We start from the raw sequence: 16276 nt of genomic DNA on the forward strand, positions 1-16276 counted from the left end.
CGTATAGCACTAAATCCCAAGATAATGTCCGCCACACAGGCTGCGTCGCTCATTGTGGATGGAATGGTGGTAGGCGCCAGTGGATTTACCCGGTCCGGTGACAGCAAGGCGGTATTAGCCGCGTTTGCCGAAAAGGCGGAAAACAACCACACCCGCATTACCCTGATGACCGGGGCTTCCTTGGGGCATGGAACCGATGGCGCGCTGGCCACAGCAGGCGCGATCACGACGCGTCTCCCATTCCAATCCGATCCAGTTATGCGGACGATCATTAACGAGGGTGGCCTGTCGTACATCGACGAGAACCTGAGCGAAACAGCCATCCATATCCGCAACGGCTTTTTGCCTCCCATCGACATTGCCATCATAGAAGCTGCGGCAATCGACCTCGATGGCAGTATTGTTCCAACGACTTCGGTAGGTAATTCCGCAATTTTCGTTCAGCAGGCCAGGCAGATAATTATCGAAATTAACGAGGCAGTCCCGATCGAAATCCGTGGAATCCATGATGTATTTTTGCCTGAAGACCCTACCGGCCGAGCCATACTGCCGATTACGGAGGTATGGCAGCGTATAGGACAGGATGTGATTGTCTGCGACCCTGAAAAAATCGCTGCGATCGTATTCACCCACCAAAAGGATAGCCCGGCCGAAACCGCCGCAGGCAATGCCGCCGCTGGCGCCATTGCAGCACATTTGTTACATTTCTTTGAAGCTGAAATCGCTGCCGGGCGGCTGACCCGTTCACTCAGGCCCATTCAGGCGGGGATCGGCAAAATTGCCGATGCTGTCCTGGGCGCGCTCGCAGAAGGCGACTTCGAGCACCTCACCATGTATTCGGAGGTATTGCAAGACAGTGCATTTAAATTAATTGAAAGTGGCAAAATGGATTTTGCCTCAGGAAGCTCAATGACGCTATCGGAAGACTGGTACCAAAAAGTATTTGCCGATTTAGAGCGCTACCGCCATAAGATCCTGCTCCGCCCGCAGGACATTACCAATGCTGCCGAGGTGATCCGACGGCTGGGTGTTATCGCGATCAATACTGCCCTGGAATGTGACATCTATGGCAATGTAAATTCCTCACACATCTCGGGCAGTCACATTGTCAATGGCATCGGCGGCTCTGCCGACTTTGCCCAGAACAGCTATCTGAGCATTTTCGTAACAGAGTCGGTTACCAAGGGAGGTAACATTTCGCGTATAGTTCCCATGGTTACCCACGTGGACCACTCCGAGCACGACGTGGATGTGATTGTCACCGAACAAGGCCTTGCCGACCTGCGAGGGCTGGCGCCAAGACAAAAGGCTCAGGCAATCCTCAGCCATTGTGTACACCCTGACTACTATGATGAACTTTCAAATTATTTCCAACGCGCCTGTCAGCGTGGCGGCCACACCCCTCACCTTTTGGAAGAAGCCTTCCGGCTGCACACCAACCTGGCTGAAACCGGCTCTATGAAAGGCCATATTCTGCAATCCATTTAAACATTAAGTCATAATGAAAAACATTCGTGTTGTGATCGATGCCGATCACCTCAATACCCATCACGCCCAGTTCGCCTGCTATGTAGCCAGGCTGACCCAGTCCCGATTAACGGGAATCTTTATGCTGGACACACCTTACCGGGAAGTCCCAGAGATGAAGATTGCTTTTGGCACACCTTTTGCCGAGACACTTACAGTGAGTGATCTCCCCGATTTCAAGGAAAAACAGGAATTGCTCCGCGAAAACGAAAGTACTTTCCGTGCGATTTGCGAGCGGCAGGGAGTACACGTGAGCGTGCATGAAAACCCGCACGAGCCGCTTGAACAAATCCTGGCTGAGAGCCGCTATGCGGATCTTATGATCATAGGTAACAATCTGGCTTTCGAGCCTTCGGATGAGAAAAAACCCAGCGCTTTCCTAAAAGAAGTATTGTGTGCCATCGAATGCCCTGTAATGATCGCGCCCGCCTACTTCGAGGGAGTAGATGAGATCGTCTTCGCCTACGATGGGAATGCGGCAGCCGCCCATGCCATCAAGCAGTTTTCCTATCTTTTGCCCGAACTGGAAGACTGTCGGCTGACAATCGTGCAGGTGGTTAATGAAGGCGAACAAGACGACCCCAACATCGCCAAACTAGTCCCGTTGGTCAGCTCGCACTACTCTAACGCACACTTCAAGAAACTTCACGGCCATCCCAGCTCGGAACTTTTTACCTTTTTGACGCATAAGAAAAAGGCGCTGGTCGTTTTGGGATCATATGGTCGTAGCGCCTTTTCTAATATGCTTACACCCAGCACTGCTGATCCGCTGATCCGAAATCTCAATTTACCGATCTTTATAGCGCATCCGTAATATAACTCGCGGATTTATAAACAAGAAGGGGCTGCCGGCGCAGCCCCTTCTTGTTTATTCTTGATCTGTTCAGGCGATCTCAAACCAGCCCTCGCTGCAAAATCGCTCACGTCCGGCAGACCAGGTCAGTTGGGCCAGCCAGAAGCCTTTTGCAAATTGGTGCGTTGAAATGCTCACCCGGGGGCCATTTTCTCGTGCAAGCGGTATGGTAAGCCCATCGTCTGTCGATTGCCGGGTAAATGTCACTTCCGCTTTAATAAAATACAAGGGAAGCACGAATGTAACTTTTTCCTGATCTGCTTGGTAGGTCATAGTAGTAAGGTTTAATTTGATTCAAGTATCTGCTGATGGCCAAGCGGGCGCGTACAAACTGGTATTTTTAAAGGGATGACATGGCGACCACGACGCTTGGGTTGAACATGTACGTAGGTCGGCAATGATGACACAGCCCTCTCTCTGTTACAAAAGTCAATAGCTTGCCGAGCGCGGGTACGTCAGATTATTGGTTATCCGGCAAACACCGGTAACATTCTCAATCCGCGACTGGACCAGATCCCGGTCGACCTCGAAGTCGACGTGGCCATCCAGAAATACCCAGCCGTCATGAACGCTTACATGAATATCATCATCGTTGATGCGGACATCACGCGCAAGAATGCTGCTGATCTGTTCAGCAATAGCAAGATCGGGGATACAGGTTGTCATAATAAATCGGGCTGTTGGTTCATACTTACTTATTGCATTACATAAGTCCAGACAGGTTCCGTCAGATGGTTAACCACATCTTCGGCAACACTACCTTCTGTGATACGGGCCAGGCCTTTGTGGCCGTGCGTACCCATAGCGATGATTGAACCGGGAATGCGGCGCGCATATTTCAAAATACCCTGTTGGACGTTCAGTCCGCGGCTCACGTGAACGGTGTAATCTTTTAAATCATAAAAAAGGGCATACTCTTCCAGTTTTCGCTCGGCCTCTTCATCGGACTCGAGACTAAAAGGGAAACCGTTGATATACAGCAAATGGATGACTGCACCAAACAAGGCCTGAAGTGTTTTGATCTGCTCTACGAGTGGCTTCTGGTTTAGCTCCATGCTCGTCGGAAAAATGATATTTTTAACCTGATTCATATGGAACGGGCCATGCACGGCCATAACAGGTACGGCAGAAGCACGAACGATTTTTTCGGTATGTGAACCAATAAAGAACTTTTTCAAGCCGGAGGCGCCTTCGGTGCCCATGACCACCAGGTCTATCTTCTCCCGTGATATTACGTCGCGGATGACATCGTTTACATACCCGGTTTCCAGCAGCAACTCTGCGCGATCAGAACCTCGGGCAGCTTTGTTTTTCATTCTACCGAACTCCTTTTCGCTGTATGCCATCCATTCGTCGATCATCGATATGGGGTCGACCGCTGAATAAGGCTGTCCGGGCATGCCGTTTCCGAAAATGGTTGGCACCTGCATTACCCTTAATACAAGAACATGACCGTCACATGCAGCGGCCATTTCAACAGCAAACTGAAAAGCATGTTTTGCCGCTGCCGAAAAATCACAAGGAACAAGTATTCGTCTCATAAGCTTGGTGTTAAAGAAGTGACTGCGCTACCCTGGATGGTTATACGCCAGCACTAAATTAGTTTCTTACCAATGCCGTTGCGATGACAGCCCGCACCACAAAAGATGACATTGCTCAGTGTTGAGCGGCCTTTTTGACGCGACGGAAGAACCAGACTTTCAGCAGATCCGCGGTAACGATGTAAGCAACCAGGATAAAACCTATCCAGCTCAGTTCCTTCACAGACATCACGAGAAAACCCATCGTTTTTGCCAAAGGGGATATGGGAAGCAGCAGGGTAACACTCAGCGCACCGACCGTCAGCCAAACCAAAACTTTTGATGGTTTACTGCTCAGAAATGGCCCTTGCGTCCTGACGATAAGCAGAATGAGAAGCTCTGTGATAACCGACTCTAAAAACCAGCCCGTGCGGAAAGCCGCTCCGGTCAGGTGCAGTTTATAATACAGCACATAGAAAGTTACAAAATCAAAGAAGGAGCTATGAAGCCCGAAAACTACCATAAAGCGCCTGATAAGGCTCATGCTCCATTTCCCGGGCCTGCTTGTTTGCTGTGGATCGACCGCATCAGAGGCGATGGCCAGGGCGGGGAGGTCTGTGATGAAATTCGTTAACAAGATCTGCTTGGGAAGCATTGGAAGAAATGGCAGCAGCAGCGACGCGCCGGCAACGCTGAACATATTCCCAAACGTAGCGCCGGTACTGATGAAAATATACTTCATCGAGTTAGCAAAAGACTTTCTACCTTCCACGATCCCGTCCGCCAACACGGAAAGGTCCTTTTCCATTAACACAAAGTCGGCCGCCTGTTTGGCTACGTCAACCGCATTGTGGGTGGAGATGCCTGCATCTGCCGCATTGATCGCGGCCACATCGTTGATCCCATCCCCGATATAGGCCGTCACTGCGCCCGCCTCACGAAGCGCTTTAACAATGCGGACTTTCTGATGCGGCTCGATCTCGGCATAAACGGCGGTGCCCATAACGCGCTGCAAAAATGCCTCAGGCGAGAGCTCATCGAGTTGAGGGCCTGTCAGCACGCGGTCGGATGCAATGCCCAGCTTTTGGGCAATGTGCATGGCCGCAAAACGATTATCCCCGGTAATAATTTTTACTGTGACACCCAGGTCCATCAGTCTGTGAACCGAGGTAAGACTGGAAGCCTTCAAAGGATCTTCGAGCAGCAGATAACCGGCAAAAGACATTTCGCGCTCGTCGTTCCGTGTAATATGGTCGAGTTCGGTCGGTTTTATTGCAATGCCCAATACCCGGTAACCTTGCTCAGCATAAGCTTGATACCGCTGAAAAAGTTGTCTTCGGTACGCCTGGTCTAACGGAATGTCGACTCCCTGCCCGGTCCGCACCTTCGAACATGCTTCGAGAATGTTTTCAAACGCACCTTTGCTAATCATCAGATTTCCATCCTGGTGACCGGTAAGCACCGTGAGGCGCTTTCTGATAAAATCATAGGGAACTTCATTCAGCCGCCGGAAGCCCCGCGTATCCAGGCCCAGCTCAACCAGCGCTTCGTCAATGGGGTTGGCAAAGCCCTGCTGCATGAGCGCATTCAGGTAAGCATATAAATGCAGTTGCTTTTGAGAATTCCCTTCGGCGTCCACCGCATCGCAAACCCGGACAGCTCCCTCAGTAACCGTTCCGGTTTTGTCGGTGCAAAGCACGGTTACCTCTCCCAGGTTAAAGATCGAAGAAAGCTTTTTGACGATCACCTTGCGCTCCATCATGCGCGCAGCGGCCGAGGACATGGACACGGTCATGATAGCCGGCAGCAGCTCGGGCGCCATACCTACTGCCAGCGCCAGCGAGAAAAGCACCGAATCGATCAGCGGCTTCCCAAAGTAAATGTTGACAGCCAGGATCACCAGGGTCAGCACAGTGGTAATCTGCAAGAGAAAATAGCCAAAACCACGTATTCCGTGCTCAAATGCTGTTTCAGAGGTTTCCGACAGACTTTCGCGCAACTTACCGAATACGGTATCCAGGCCCGTGCGGACAACCAGCGCCCTGCCAGTCCCGCTGATCACGCTTGTACCCTGCCAAAGGCAATTAAAGCTGCCTGAAAGCGCTGTTTGCCCGTTGAGCTGACCCGGCATTTTTTCTGCCGGAAAGCTTTCCCCGGTCAGGCTGCTTTCATTCACATGCAGCTCATTGCTATCGATGATGCGGCAATCTGCGGGAATGATATCACCTGCCCGAAGCAGGACAAGATCGCCCGCCACGACATCTGCCGCATCTATGGTCAGCTCGGCGCTATCGCGAAATACCCTGCTTTTTTGCGATATCAGCTTTTGCAATTTTTCAACTGCTTTACCTGCCTTGAACTCCTGCCAGAAGCTCAGCAGCCCGCTGGCCAGGATGATACAACCGATAATCAACGTATCGGAAACCTCACCCAAAAAGGCCGACAAAACAACTGCGACCAGTAACAGTAATACCAGCGGACTTCGGAACTGATTGACCAGAATGGCCAATATCTTTCGCAGACGGCCAGCCGGGTGGTGCTCATTTCTGCGAACGCTTTGCAGCCTTCGGGCGGCCTCTTGCTTATCCAAACCAGTACCATCCGTTGCTAATGCTTCGTAAAGCTGCGACAGGGGCAATTCACCATGCCAGGTTTGTGAAGTAGGGTTGGCCAACTGCATGCTGTTACATGTATTGCGCATAATTTCAGGCAAAATGTGTCCGTAAAATTGGCCATTAAAAATCCGGGCGGTCATGACCGCAGTCAGTTTTAAAAGTGAGGATCGCAACTATGACAACGCACCATACTTTCGGACATTAATCACGCCGGGGCATGACGTTAATCATAAAAGTATCCAGTGCAGCGCTGGAAATTTGAGGGTGTAGAACCAAGACGGTCTGCTAAAAAAAGCTATATTCCATGAAAAAAATCCTCGTACCAATCGATTTCTCGGAGAATGCCGAAAAGGCGCTCTCATTCGCCATTCGCATCGCTGATAAGACCAACGCGCGACTGCTTATCCTTTATGTATATCATCCCTACATCGATAACATCGCATTGCCGGAGTATACCGGCTCACTGGAAATATACAAGGAACTGGAAGACTCCTACCGCGAGAAGCTTGCCGAAGCTGTCGCGCTCGCACGGCACAAGGGGCTCCATGCGGAGGGTATTTGGCAGACCGGCGGAACGCAGCCGGCGATCCTTAATCAGGCTCAAAAGAATCAGGTGGATCTGATCGTGATGGGTAGAACCGGGCAAGGCGGTTTTCTGGATAAATTACTTGGCTCAAATAGCGCAGCCATTGCCGCAGATGCTGATTGTGCAGTGCTGGTCATTCCGCCAGCAGCGGTCGATGCCGATTTCAAAAATATCGTATACGCCACCCAGCTCGAATTCGATGAAAAGCCGGTGCTCGCACAGGCAATCGGGCTTGCCCGTCAGTTGAAAGCACATATTACTTTTTTAAAGATTAGCTCCGACCAGCAGCTTAACATTCAGCCTGACACCCAGTACATTCATGAGATAAAGTCATACTTTGGCATTCCATCAGAAGACATCATTATCCGCAGCGCGGATAGCGTCGCTGATGGTCTTCAAGACTATTGCCACCAGGCACACGCTGATATGCTGGTCATGTGTAAACGTGACAGAAATTTGCTCCAACTTCTTCTGAATGGCCCGGGCCTTACCCTCAAGCTGGCACTTGTCACCGATACACCGCTACTGGTTTGTCATTTGAAAAAAGAACTCAGCCAGTAAAATAGTCAAAGGATCCTTCCATCCTGCATCCGGATGATCCGGCCCGTCTTGCGGGCGAATTCCTGGTCATGGGTCACTATCAGTAGTGTCTGGCCCTCCGCCTGCGCCAATTGCAGGAAAATATCAAAAACAATGTCGCTATTGCGCTTATCAAGGTTGCCAGTGGGCTCGTCGCCCATGATGATCAACGGGTCGTTGATCATCGCTCTGGCTATGGCCACCCTCTGCTTTTGCCCTCCGGAAAGCTGATTGGGTTTCTTCAATGCATGCTGCTGCATATCCAACGCTACAAGTTTGTCATATGCCCGCTGCTGAATCTCGTCCGCACCCCGGCGCCCCAGCCGAAGCGCAGGCAGCATGATATTTTGCAAGACAGAAAATTCATTGAGCAAATAGTGGAATTGAAATACAAATCCAATCTTTTCATTGCGGACCCTGGCTAGCTCGGCTTCGCTTTTGCCATTCATGCAGGTGCCGTCAATATAGAGCTCTCCCTCAAAATCTGTATCCATCGTCGACACGATGTATAGTAACGTTGACTTGCCGCAACCTGACTTTCCGGTCACCGAAACAAACTCTCCTTTTGATACACTTAAGTTGATATCGGCCAACACCGTCACAGGCGAGGGGTCGTAGAACGACTTGGTAATATGGCTGGTCTGTAAAACAATCTCATTCATTTTCCGCGAATGATAACAACCGGGTCGACGCGGCTGGCTTTACGCGCCGGAAAATAGCCGGCTAAGAACGTGGTAACCAGAGAAAACATCGCCCCGATCAGGTAAAAAACCGGGTTGTAGCTGACAGGGTATGTCTTAATCGTCGGAAGCGAGGATGTTTCAAAGGGAACCTGGTCAATGAGCACAGAAACGCCAAAACCAAGCAACAGCCCCAGCAGTCCTCCAAAAAATCCAATGCCAGCAGCGATGCCGGTAAAGATCATTTTCACGTCCATGCCCGAGAAGCCCGTCGCCTTCAAAATGGCTATCGAATCCATCTTTTCATAGATCATCATATTCAGGATATTATAAATTCCAAAACCGGCCACAACCAGCAGCGTGATTCCGACCGAATACGAAATCAGGCTTCGGATAGAGCTGCCGGTTTCGTACTGGGCATTCTCGGTTTGAATGTCAATGGCATCCACTTCAAACCGTCTGCCGAACTCACCAGCCAGCGAGGGTGCATTTTTAACCTCACGCAATTTGATCTGGATGTCGGTGATGTAACTTGCTGGCTTTCCCAGCAGCTTTTGCGCGGTCGCAACCGAGACGTAACTGTTGACCTGGTCGATTTCTCTGAGGCCTGACTGGAAATAGCCGACCACTTTCAAAGGTACCATTGTGCCGGCAGTGGTCGTCACATATACAATATCACCTACCGCAGCCATCATCTTGTCTGCAATGTCTTTTCCCAGGATAATACCGCCGGAGACCCGGTCCAAATCGTCGGCGTTGCCCGAAGTGACATAGTCCTGAAAAAGAAAAAGCTTCTTCTCCTGCGATGGCTGGATGCCATTGACGATTCCATTTATTCTGACAGCTCCGATGTTGTAAAAGACCTGTGTGACCAGCTTGGGCGCCACGCCGGCAACCCTGGGATCTTTCCGAAGCGCAACCATAATGGCCTGACTGTTGCGAATTTCAGGCCTTTCTGCTTTGGGCTTGACTGACCGGATAAAATGGTAGGTTGTGCCACGGAAACGCTCAGACAATGCGACCGGCTGGGTTAATGATGGCTTGATTTCATTATAAAGCCTTACATGCGGCGTCCGGTTAAGGATCAGCCCGTCCAGAAGCTGGTTCAATCCCGACATAAAGCTCAGCAAAGCGATAAACATGGTGATACTGAATGTGACCCCGATCGCGGCAACAAGGGTCTGTTTCCAGCGTGCAAGCAGCAGGGAACGGGATATGTCGATGAGCAATGCGTATCTCACTGTTCTGGCTGAATGACTTCTTCTGCTGCTGACAGCCCGGACAATATTTCCACTTTTTCCAAATCCCTGATCCCGATTTTGACCCGGATATACTTACCGGTCTTACCCAGCACGGTCGAATCATCGAGCATGCATTGGCGGGGGATCAGCAGGGTATTTTCTTTAAATGCACAGACAATGTTTGCTTCTAATGTCTGGTTAGGATAAAGCGCAGGGCCGTGTTTGAGCAGTGCTTGCACGGTAAATGTTCTGGTTTGGCTGTTCATAATCGGATGAATCTCAGTTACCGTTCCTTCAAAAACCTGGCCCGCATAACTGTCCGTTGTCACAAAAACGAGTGAGCCGACATGAATCCTGGCGATATCGTATTCGTCCACCTGCAATTCCAGGTTGTATTTTTGTGCACTACCCAGCACCGCAAGGACAGTCTGAGGCCCGACACTTTCGCCTTTCTCGCGTATGATATCGAAAACTGCACCGTCAACTTCACTTACGATCCTGTATTGCTCTTGCTGGGCGCGAGCCGCCGACCAGGACAGCCGTGATTGTTTGGCGTTCAATGCAAGCTCCCGCCTGAGGTCTGTAAGCTGTCTTCGCCAGGCCTGCAAAGCGACAGCGGACTCGTTGTACTGTAACTGACGCTGCTCAAGTTGCACCAGCGTTCCGATCTTTTGCTGCCAGAGCCTTTTCTGACGCGCAAGCAGCAAGGAATCATTTTGCAACTTCTCTCCGGCCAGCTCCACACTTCGCTGCATTTGACGCACGTGCCCGAGATTGGCCGGAAGGGACGCATATTCAGCCTCAAGCAGCGCTCGCTCGCTGGCCAACTTCTGCTGATCGCTGGTGATGGTCAATAACGTCTGCCCTTTCCTGACCAGCTGGCCTTCTTTTACATAGACGCTGTCGATAATGCCAGATACTGCGGCAAAGGCCTGATACTGCCCTTCACTTTTAACAATGCCGGAAGCATAGACAGATTCGGTGATTGAACCTTGGAGTGGCCTGACTGTTTTTTGTTCCGGCCGGCAGCCGAAAGCAAATAGAGTGCAAAGCACGACCCGCCCGCAAGTTTGAAACCTGCCCAGTAAGCTCATGTGAAAAACCTTGGACATGGATTCTTCCATTTTACTGAGCCAGATATCCGCCGTCGACCGGGTAGTATGAACCGGTAACAAATGAAGCTTTCGGGCTGCTTAGCCAAAGGACCAGTTCGGCTACTTCTTCAGGCTCGCCCATTCGCCCAATCGGATGCCGCCCTACCAGCCAGTTCATCGTGTCTTCATCCAGGTCTTTCAGCAGAGGCGTCTTGATAAATCCGGGACCGACCGCGTTAGCCCGAATTCCTTTGTCACTGTATTCAAGTGCGATGTTTTTAGTGAGCCCGATCATTCCGTGTTTAGCAGCTACATAAGCCGGACTATTGGCAAACCCAACGCTGCCGAGAATGGAAGCCATATTGATAATCACTCCCCCACCCGAGTTCAGCATGGCCGGGATCTGGTAACGGGCTCCGTAGAATGCTCCGGAAAGGTTTACCGCGATCACTTTGTCCCATGCCTCGACCGGGTACATGCCGGTCGGGGCCATTGCGCCGCCAATTCCCGCATTATTGCATGCTATGTGTAGTGCGCCATATTTGCCGATGGTGCTCCAAACAAGCGCCTCGTTATCTTCCGGCGAAGAGACATCACATTTGACGAAAAAACCATCTCCTCCCTCGTTGGTAATTAGCCTGACTGTCTGATTTGCTGACTCCTCGTCCATATCCGATACGACCACCTTAGCGCCCTCACGCGCATAAGCAATTGCAATGCTGCGCCCGATACCCGAGCCTGCCCCGGTAACAATGGCAACCTTATCCTGTAACAATTTCATAGTTTTTCAGATTGAATTTTAGTCTAAATAATTCCGGCACCATCAAAGGGCTTGATTGTATTCTATCTCCGAGATGACAAAGCGCGCATAAGGGAAATAGCCCTCGGGTAAATCCCAGGCCGCTTCCAGCACAGTAGGCATCCGGACACCATCGCGAAGCTGGTAATTGCTCAGGCGGGTAACCCATTTTTGCCGCGGCCCCTCCCCCATGTTTCTCATGGCAATCATCTGCTCGATTTCATGGTCAGCATTAAAGGTTACCATGAAGCTGATCAGCATATTCCGGAAGCTGTATTCGAGCCTGGCCGACTTCGCATCGATAGGATACCATTTCAGGGATTGCGAGGGCAACAGATTCGTCGGAAAACAAACGCTTTCGCCAAGCCATCGCATCAACTCACCACGGTTGAACTGGGGACCGTTACCATCCTGAACTTTAAATAGTGAAAAAAGAGTCACAACCAACCGCCCCTGACCCTCGATAAACATGTCCCGGGCCGTGAATGTGGCCGTCTTACCTTTCCAGACGAACCCGGGCCGGTGCGAGGTAAAATATTCTTCGCCCGATATAGCCACCCAGCCTTTTTTCAGATCGGTTTTAAAAAGTCCGCCGTGCGTAAGGTGTACCCTTGAAATATACGGCTGCCCTGCTTTGAGCACATGCCTGAAATACTGTTGCACCGGTTGAGGTAGGCCGTCCAATTGGCGATAGGTAAATTTGCTCCCGGAAACGTCCGTAGAATTTGCCAGCAGCCTGGCCACATCCGCGCTGAACTGCAGGTATTGGTTCAACCGTCCGCAAAAGAAAATAAGGATCAGTATCGGTATGACACGCAATGCCCATTTTGTTGCAGCGGAAACTTTACCCGCTTGCTTACCTGTGGGGCCCTTCTTTGAAAGTGATCTGACAGTGTCCATGAAGCTAGCGCTTAAATCTGTCCGCATTCGATTTAACCTTCGCGATAAAGGCTTGAAAATCCTCTGGGATATGGGATGCCGGCAAATGGCGCTCCGAATGGTGCGGCCGAAGCATCGAGGCGACTGCCTTGATCAGGGAATGGTAGATGGCGCTCATCATTCAATCGTGTTTAGGATAAAAATTACAAATCATTGTTACCGCTTATCTATATACGGCCAGTAAATCTCGTATTCAAACATTAGCGTTTCTGAAAGCGCAGTAGGTACATCCAACATGGGTTTTACCAGCGTTTTCCTGCTTTCAGGCATTATTAACTTTCATTTCATGTGCAATCACCGACTGCGAGGGCGCATATTTGAGAATCACAGCGATCTGACCTCCATGATGTGCAGTATGCGAAATGATCCTGCCTAGTGATTCCGCCAGCGTTTTGCACCCGAATTCCTTTGTAACAATCTCACGGTCCCAGTCCTGCGGATCCTGACTGCCAATCACCTCCTCTAAGGCCTCTGCCGACTGCTGCACAAAAGACAGCAATTCGTCAAGATCTGTCCATTCTCCGGTATCCCGCTGGGCAATAAGGGTTTTGGCCTTCACTTGAATGGATCCTCCGAAAACATTCTTGGCAAAAAGCATTTCTACCTCGCCGATATGCCTGATTAGGAAACCCACGCTATTTTGCGTCCCTGGCAGTCTTTTTATCAAGTCGGTTTGAGTAAGTCCTGACAACTGATCGGAAAACCGTGTCCGGGCCTCGCGCCATAATGCCAAAAGTGTCTGTGTAGTTGTTAAGGAAGTCATCGGATTTTGGATTAAGAAGTTTGATATAAATTTCAAGGTCAGTCACGAAACAGTACGGGTGCCTCTCTGACAAACAACATCACGAGCAGCGCCGCTATTACAATAACATTCAATATCGTCCCGAAACGGGCCTGCTCCCAGGCCGATGCAATAAGTAGCTGCGAGCAGGCAACAGCCACGAGCACTACCCAGGCCCAATGTTTTTGATGAAGGATCATTAGCATCGATGTCAGCCAGAACAATACCGAACAAGCGGCCCAATAAATTCCTGGTGGTTTGTCAATGGTCAACACGCGGCCTAAGACCGGCGTGAAAAGTCCCATCAGGTGGACAGCTCCGTGTAGCACCAAAAGTGCGAAAAACAAGTATCGGGCCATGCTTTCTCATTGTTGTAACGACACAAAGGTGACCGTTATCACAATGGCAAGTTATGACCTTAGTCATACGCAAACCAATTGGTTATCAACCCTGTGAACTCAATATACTCTTAGCACAGCAGCACCTTGAATTCTTCCTTCCCGCAATGCTTGCAACGCCTGATTGGCCTGTGATAACTCGAAGAATTGGACAGAAGTTGTAATCGGGTGCAAGGTTGCCTGCTCAAAAAAGTTCGCTGCGTCGCTGGTTGTCAGATTTGCCACAGACTTCACCGTTCTTTCACCCCATAGCAGTTTGTACGGGAAGGACGGTATATCGCTCATATGAATGCCCCCACAAACCACTGTGGCGCCCGGCTCGCTATCGGAAAGCGCCTTAGGAACCAGTTCGCCTGCCGGGGCGAAAAGGACAGCCCCGTCCATTCTGCAGGGCGGGACCTGTGATGAGTCGCCCGCCCATATGGCGCCTAGTCGCAAGGCTAGCTGTTGTGCAGCAAGGTCCCCTTTCTTGCTGAATGCGTAGATTTGCTTGCCTTGCGCAACGGCCAGCTGAATCAAAATGTGGGCGGCGGCTCCAAAACCATAAATACCGATTTTTTCGCAGTCCGAGTCTAGCATGCTGTACGAGCGAAAACCAATAAGCCCCGCGCACAGTAGCGGTGTCGCGGCAGCATTTCGGTATATATCCGGCATCTGAAAAACATATCTCTGATATGCAAGCATGTATTCTGCGTACCCGCCATCAACGGTATAGCCTGTAAAAAGCGCTTTTTCACACAGGTTTTCCTTGCCCAGCAGACAGTACCTGCATTTTCCACAAGTATAGGCAAGCCAGGGCACGCCCACGACCTGGCCTAAATATGCCGGATCCGTAGCTTCACCTATCGCAACAACCTTGCCGATCACTTCATGACCTAAAATCAAAGGGTATTTGGCCTCTTTCAGCTCCTGGTCTACAATATGCAGATCCGTCCGGCATACACCACAGGCGATGACTTTGACTAAAACCTGGCCCGGACAGGGCCTGGGCACTGGAACACGCGTTTCGGTCAGTTCCCTCCCCGGACCGGGGAGTACCATTACCCGCATCGTCACCGGAATTGTTTCTTGTTTTTCCATAGTTTTTATCTTAACAAAGCTCAGCGGCCACCAGCCATACTAGAATACGGTTAGCTGGCCGACATAGCGGTTTAAAAGGTGGAGATATTTCTTACAGGAACCCAGCGCATTTCCCCTCGTATTGCTATCGGGTGTTGCCATGGCAGTAACTGCTAAAACCTTAGCCCGAATACTGGCCCTGAGGCTCTTGTAGTAAATAAAAATCATGTTGTCGGTCGGCGCCTGAAAACATGGAAAGTTCTCACAATAAAGCGAGAGCAACATCTCAGAAAGTGAATATTGCCCAAAGGATTCCAGGTCCATGCATAGGAACGCGATTTCGTCGATAACATCAATTTGCCGGAAACGGTCATTGTATTCGATACAGTCAAAGAGAACCGGTCTTTTGTACAGGAAAATGTTTCCGGTATGGAGATCGCCGTGGACATCCCTGCGAAATCCAAGTCGTACCCTTTCGTTCATGCGCGGTAAGTAGCTCATCAAAAACTGCCTGCTGACAGCAAGGGCATCCTCGATTATTTTGCTGTATTCACTGCCCAGATTCCGCTGAACGAAATCTGAAACGGTGCTAATGTCAGCGAAAGTAGCCACCATCTCATCTAGTCTGAATGGTGACGAGATGATCCGAGCCCCGCGATGAAATGATGCGATCAATTTCGCCACGGTTACAATATGCGCACTTTCAACATTTCCGGCTTCAAGCATCGCGTCCATTTTACGCGCAGAAGTTAGCCGTCGCATCATTACAGCATAATCCGCAACCTCGCCTTTGGTGCAGCCGATACAAAAGGTCTCATCTTCTTTTGTGACCGGAACGACCCCCTGGTAAATGGGCGAAAAACGTCGATTCAGTTCAAGCTCTTTTTCACAAGCCAGTTTTCGCGCCTGAATCGTCGAAAAATCCAAAAAGGAAAGCTTTACCGGCTTTTTGATCTTGAAGGCATGCTTACCGCTGAGCAGAATCCAGGAGATGTGCGTCTGCTGTAAGGAAGCGCCGAGCGGCCTCCCATGGAAGGTACCGTAATCGGCAAGGGCAAGGATATCAGCATTTTCCATTGCTTTCGCTTAAATATTCAATTGCCTCGGCCAGCATTTGTTCGATATTATTGGCTTTCGATTGCAACCGAAGATGGGGTTGAATATAGCTCTCAAACTGCGCTTTCATACTTTGATATACGCCCAGGTCAGCCTCACTGTCCTGTCTTGGCTGTGACAGACGCTCTTTGACAAGCTCCTCGGCTGCCCCAATCACAATAAAGTAGATCCGGCATCGGCTTTGCGCGGCAGCATTTATAAATAGCGTCCGCATACTGTGGTGATAAAATGTCGCGTCAACTACAACAGTATTTTCCCGCTTGACCAACGCTGTCGCTTTTTCAGCCATATAGCGGTAAACACGAAACTTATCTTCGAAAGCATATTTGCCGGTCACCCGCAGGATTTTGCGAACAAGATCACTGTTGATGTAATCCGCATTCAGTCTTTTGGCAAGACGAGAGGCGAAAAAGCTTTTGCCTGATCCAGGCAATCCAGAGACTAGAATCATCATACGTTTTCGGGTGTTGTAGACCTGGTTGCAATTGC

At 50.3% G+C, this 16276-nt stretch carries 17 protein-coding genes; 3 read left to right on the plus strand and 14 right to left on the minus strand.

Features of this window, described 5'->3' with window-relative positions; genetic code table 11:
- Positions 1–24: 24 nt before the first annotated feature.
- Together scpC and BP71_RS06840 are read left to right on the plus strand one after the other, a co-directional pair.
- Positions 25–1488, plus strand: a complete 1464-nt coding sequence (scpC, locus tag BP71_RS06835; protein WP_496377819.1) for a succinyl-CoA:acetate CoA-transferase ScpC — start codon at positions 25–27, stop codon at positions 1486–1488.
- Between the two features lie 13 nt (positions 1489–1501).
- Entirely contained in the window at positions 1502–2341 is an 840-nt protein-coding gene (locus BP71_RS06840) for a universal stress protein (RefSeq protein ID WP_496377820.1), read from the plus strand.
- Positions 2342–2410: 69 nt separating this feature from the next.
- Here BP71_RS06840 and BP71_RS06845 read toward each other — a convergent pair whose 3' ends face one another.
- The 4 genes from BP71_RS06845 to mgtA all read right to left on the minus strand — a co-directional run bounded on the left by BP71_RS06845 (position 2411) and on the right by mgtA (position 6601).
- Positions 2411–2653 carry a hypothetical protein gene (locus tag BP71_RS06845; RefSeq protein ID WP_496377821.1) on the minus strand — a complete coding sequence of 81 codons (243 nt, stop codon included), beginning with the start codon at positions 2651–2653 and terminating at the stop codon, positions 2411–2413.
- A 156-nt stretch (positions 2654–2809) separates the two neighbouring features.
- Complete coding sequence (locus BP71_RS06850; protein ID WP_496377822.1) at positions 2810–3046, minus strand: BON domain-containing protein; 237 nt, start codon at positions 3044–3046, stop codon at positions 2810–2812.
- A 29-nt stretch (positions 3047–3075) separates the two neighbouring features.
- Positions 3076–3921, minus strand: coding sequence for a universal stress protein (locus BP71_RS06855; protein ID WP_496377823.1), 846 nt, complete (start codon positions 3919–3921; stop codon positions 3076–3078).
- A gap of 115 nt (positions 3922–4036) precedes the next feature.
- Positions 4037–6601, minus strand: a complete 2565-nt coding sequence (mgtA, locus tag BP71_RS06860; RefSeq protein ID WP_496377824.1) for a magnesium-translocating P-type ATPase — start codon at positions 6599–6601, stop codon at positions 4037–4039.
- Between the two features lie 218 nt (positions 6602–6819).
- Between mgtA and BP71_RS06865 the strand changes: the two genes are divergently transcribed.
- Positions 6820–7662 (plus strand): universal stress protein, encoded by an 843-nt coding sequence (locus BP71_RS06865; RefSeq protein ID WP_496377825.1) that lies wholly within the window; start codon positions 6820–6822, stop codon positions 7660–7662.
- Between the two features lie 5 nt (positions 7663–7667).
- Here the strand turns inward: BP71_RS06865 and BP71_RS06870 are convergent, their stop codons facing one another.
- The 10 genes from BP71_RS06870 to BP71_RS06915 all read right to left on the minus strand — a co-directional run bounded on the left by BP71_RS06870 (position 7668) and on the right by BP71_RS06915 (position 16241).
- Positions 7668–8342: an ABC transporter ATP-binding protein gene (locus BP71_RS06870; RefSeq protein WP_496377826.1), complete on the minus strand. Its 675-nt coding sequence runs from the start codon at positions 8340–8342 to the stop codon at positions 7668–7670.
- Complete coding sequence (locus BP71_RS06875; RefSeq protein ID WP_496377827.1) at positions 8339–9601, minus strand: ABC transporter permease; 1263 nt, start codon at positions 9599–9601, stop codon at positions 8339–8341. The genes BP71_RS06870 and BP71_RS06875 overlap by 4 nt, the downstream gene beginning before the upstream one ends.
- A complete protein-coding gene (locus BP71_RS06880; RefSeq protein WP_496377828.1) occupies positions 9598–10713 on the minus strand; it encodes an efflux RND transporter periplasmic adaptor subunit in 1116 nt (371 codons plus the stop codon). Before BP71_RS06880 ends, BP71_RS06875 begins: the two co-directional genes overlap by 4 nt.
- Before the next feature lie 13 nt (positions 10714–10726).
- The gene (locus BP71_RS06885) at positions 10727–11476 is read right to left on the minus strand and encodes an SDR family NAD(P)-dependent oxidoreductase (protein ID WP_496377829.1); all 750 of its coding nucleotides are present in this window, start codon (positions 11474–11476) and stop codon (positions 10727–10729) included.
- Between the two features lie 42 nt (positions 11477–11518).
- The gene (locus tag BP71_RS06890) at positions 11519–12394 is read right to left on the minus strand and encodes a DUF6544 family protein (protein ID WP_496377830.1); all 876 of its coding nucleotides are present in this window, start codon (positions 12392–12394) and stop codon (positions 11519–11521) included.
- A 301-nt stretch (positions 12395–12695) separates the two neighbouring features.
- Complete coding sequence (locus BP71_RS06895) at positions 12696–13196, minus strand: DinB family protein (protein ID WP_496377831.1); 501 nt, start codon at positions 13194–13196, stop codon at positions 12696–12698.
- Positions 13197–13234: 38 nt separating this feature from the next.
- Positions 13235–13573 carry a hypothetical protein gene (locus BP71_RS06900; protein WP_496377832.1) on the minus strand — a complete coding sequence of 113 codons (339 nt, stop codon included), beginning with the start codon at positions 13571–13573 and terminating at the stop codon, positions 13235–13237.
- A 99-nt stretch (positions 13574–13672) separates the two neighbouring features.
- Complete coding sequence (locus BP71_RS06905) at positions 13673–14692, minus strand: zinc-dependent alcohol dehydrogenase family protein (protein WP_496377833.1); 1020 nt, start codon at positions 14690–14692, stop codon at positions 13673–13675.
- A 39-nt stretch (positions 14693–14731) separates the two neighbouring features.
- Positions 14732–15748, minus strand: coding sequence for a hypothetical protein (locus tag BP71_RS06910; protein ID WP_496377834.1), 1017 nt, complete (start codon positions 15746–15748; stop codon positions 14732–14734).
- Positions 15735–16241, minus strand: a complete 507-nt coding sequence (locus BP71_RS06915; RefSeq protein WP_496377835.1) for a P-loop nucleotide/nucleoside kinase family protein — start codon at positions 16239–16241, stop codon at positions 15735–15737. The genes BP71_RS06910 and BP71_RS06915 overlap by 14 nt, the downstream gene beginning before the upstream one ends.
- Between the last annotated feature and the right edge of the window lie 35 nt (positions 16242–16276).

It is taken from the genome of Dyadobacter ginsengisoli DSM 21015, assembly GCF_059568735.1.

Bases quoted from the DNA above. Each gene is read 5' to 3' on its own strand.
- BP71_RS06890 (WP_496377830.1), bottom strand. From the start codon at position 12,394: ATGGACACTGTCAGATCACTTTCAAAGAAGGGCCCCACAGGTAAGCAA.
- mgtA (WP_496377824.1), bottom strand. From the start codon at position 6,601: ATGCGCAATACATGTAACAGCATGCAGTTGGCCAACCCTACTTCACAA.
- BP71_RS06840 (WP_496377820.1), top strand. From the start codon at position 1,502: ATGAAAAACATTCGTGTTGTGATCGATGCCGATCACCTCAATACCCAT.
- BP71_RS06865 (WP_496377825.1), top strand. From the start codon at position 6,820: ATGAAAAAAATCCTCGTACCAATCGATTTCTCGGAGAATGCCGAAAAG.
- BP71_RS06885 (WP_496377829.1), bottom strand. From the start codon at position 11,476: ATGAAATTGTTACAGGATAAGGTTGCCATTGTTACCGGGGCAGGCTCG.
- BP71_RS06850 (WP_496377822.1), bottom strand. From the start codon at position 3,046: ATGACAACCTGTATCCCCGATCTTGCTATTGCTGAACAGATCAGCAGC.
- BP71_RS06855 (WP_496377823.1), bottom strand. From the start codon at position 3,921: ATGAGACGAATACTTGTTCCTTGTGATTTTTCGGCAGCGGCAAAACAT.
- BP71_RS06880 (WP_496377828.1), bottom strand. From the start codon at position 10,713: ATGTCCAAGGTTTTTCACATGAGCTTACTGGGCAGGTTTCAAACTTGC.
- BP71_RS06910 (WP_496377834.1), bottom strand. From the start codon at position 15,748: ATGGAAAATGCTGATATCCTTGCCCTTGCCGATTACGGTACCTTCCAT.
- BP71_RS06845 (WP_496377821.1), bottom strand. From the start codon at position 2,653: ATGACCTACCAAGCAGATCAGGAAAAAGTTACATTCGTGCTTCCCTTG.
- BP71_RS06905 (WP_496377833.1), bottom strand. From the start codon at position 14,692: ATGGAAAAACAAGAAACAATTCCGGTGACGATGCGGGTAATGGTACTC.
- BP71_RS06870 (WP_496377826.1), bottom strand. From the start codon at position 8,342: ATGAATGAGATTGTTTTACAGACCAGCCATATTACCAAGTCGTTCTAC.
- scpC (WP_496377819.1), top strand. From the start codon at position 25: ATGTCCGCCACACAGGCTGCGTCGCTCATTGTGGATGGAATGGTGGTA.
- BP71_RS06915 (WP_496377835.1), bottom strand. From the start codon at position 16,241: ATGATGATTCTAGTCTCTGGATTGCCTGGATCAGGCAAAAGCTTTTTC.
- BP71_RS06895 (WP_496377831.1), bottom strand. From the start codon at position 13,196: ATGACTTCCTTAACAACTACACAGACACTTTTGGCATTATGGCGCGAG.
- BP71_RS06900 (WP_496377832.1), bottom strand. From the start codon at position 13,573: ATGGCCCGATACTTGTTTTTCGCACTTTTGGTGCTACACGGAGCTGTC.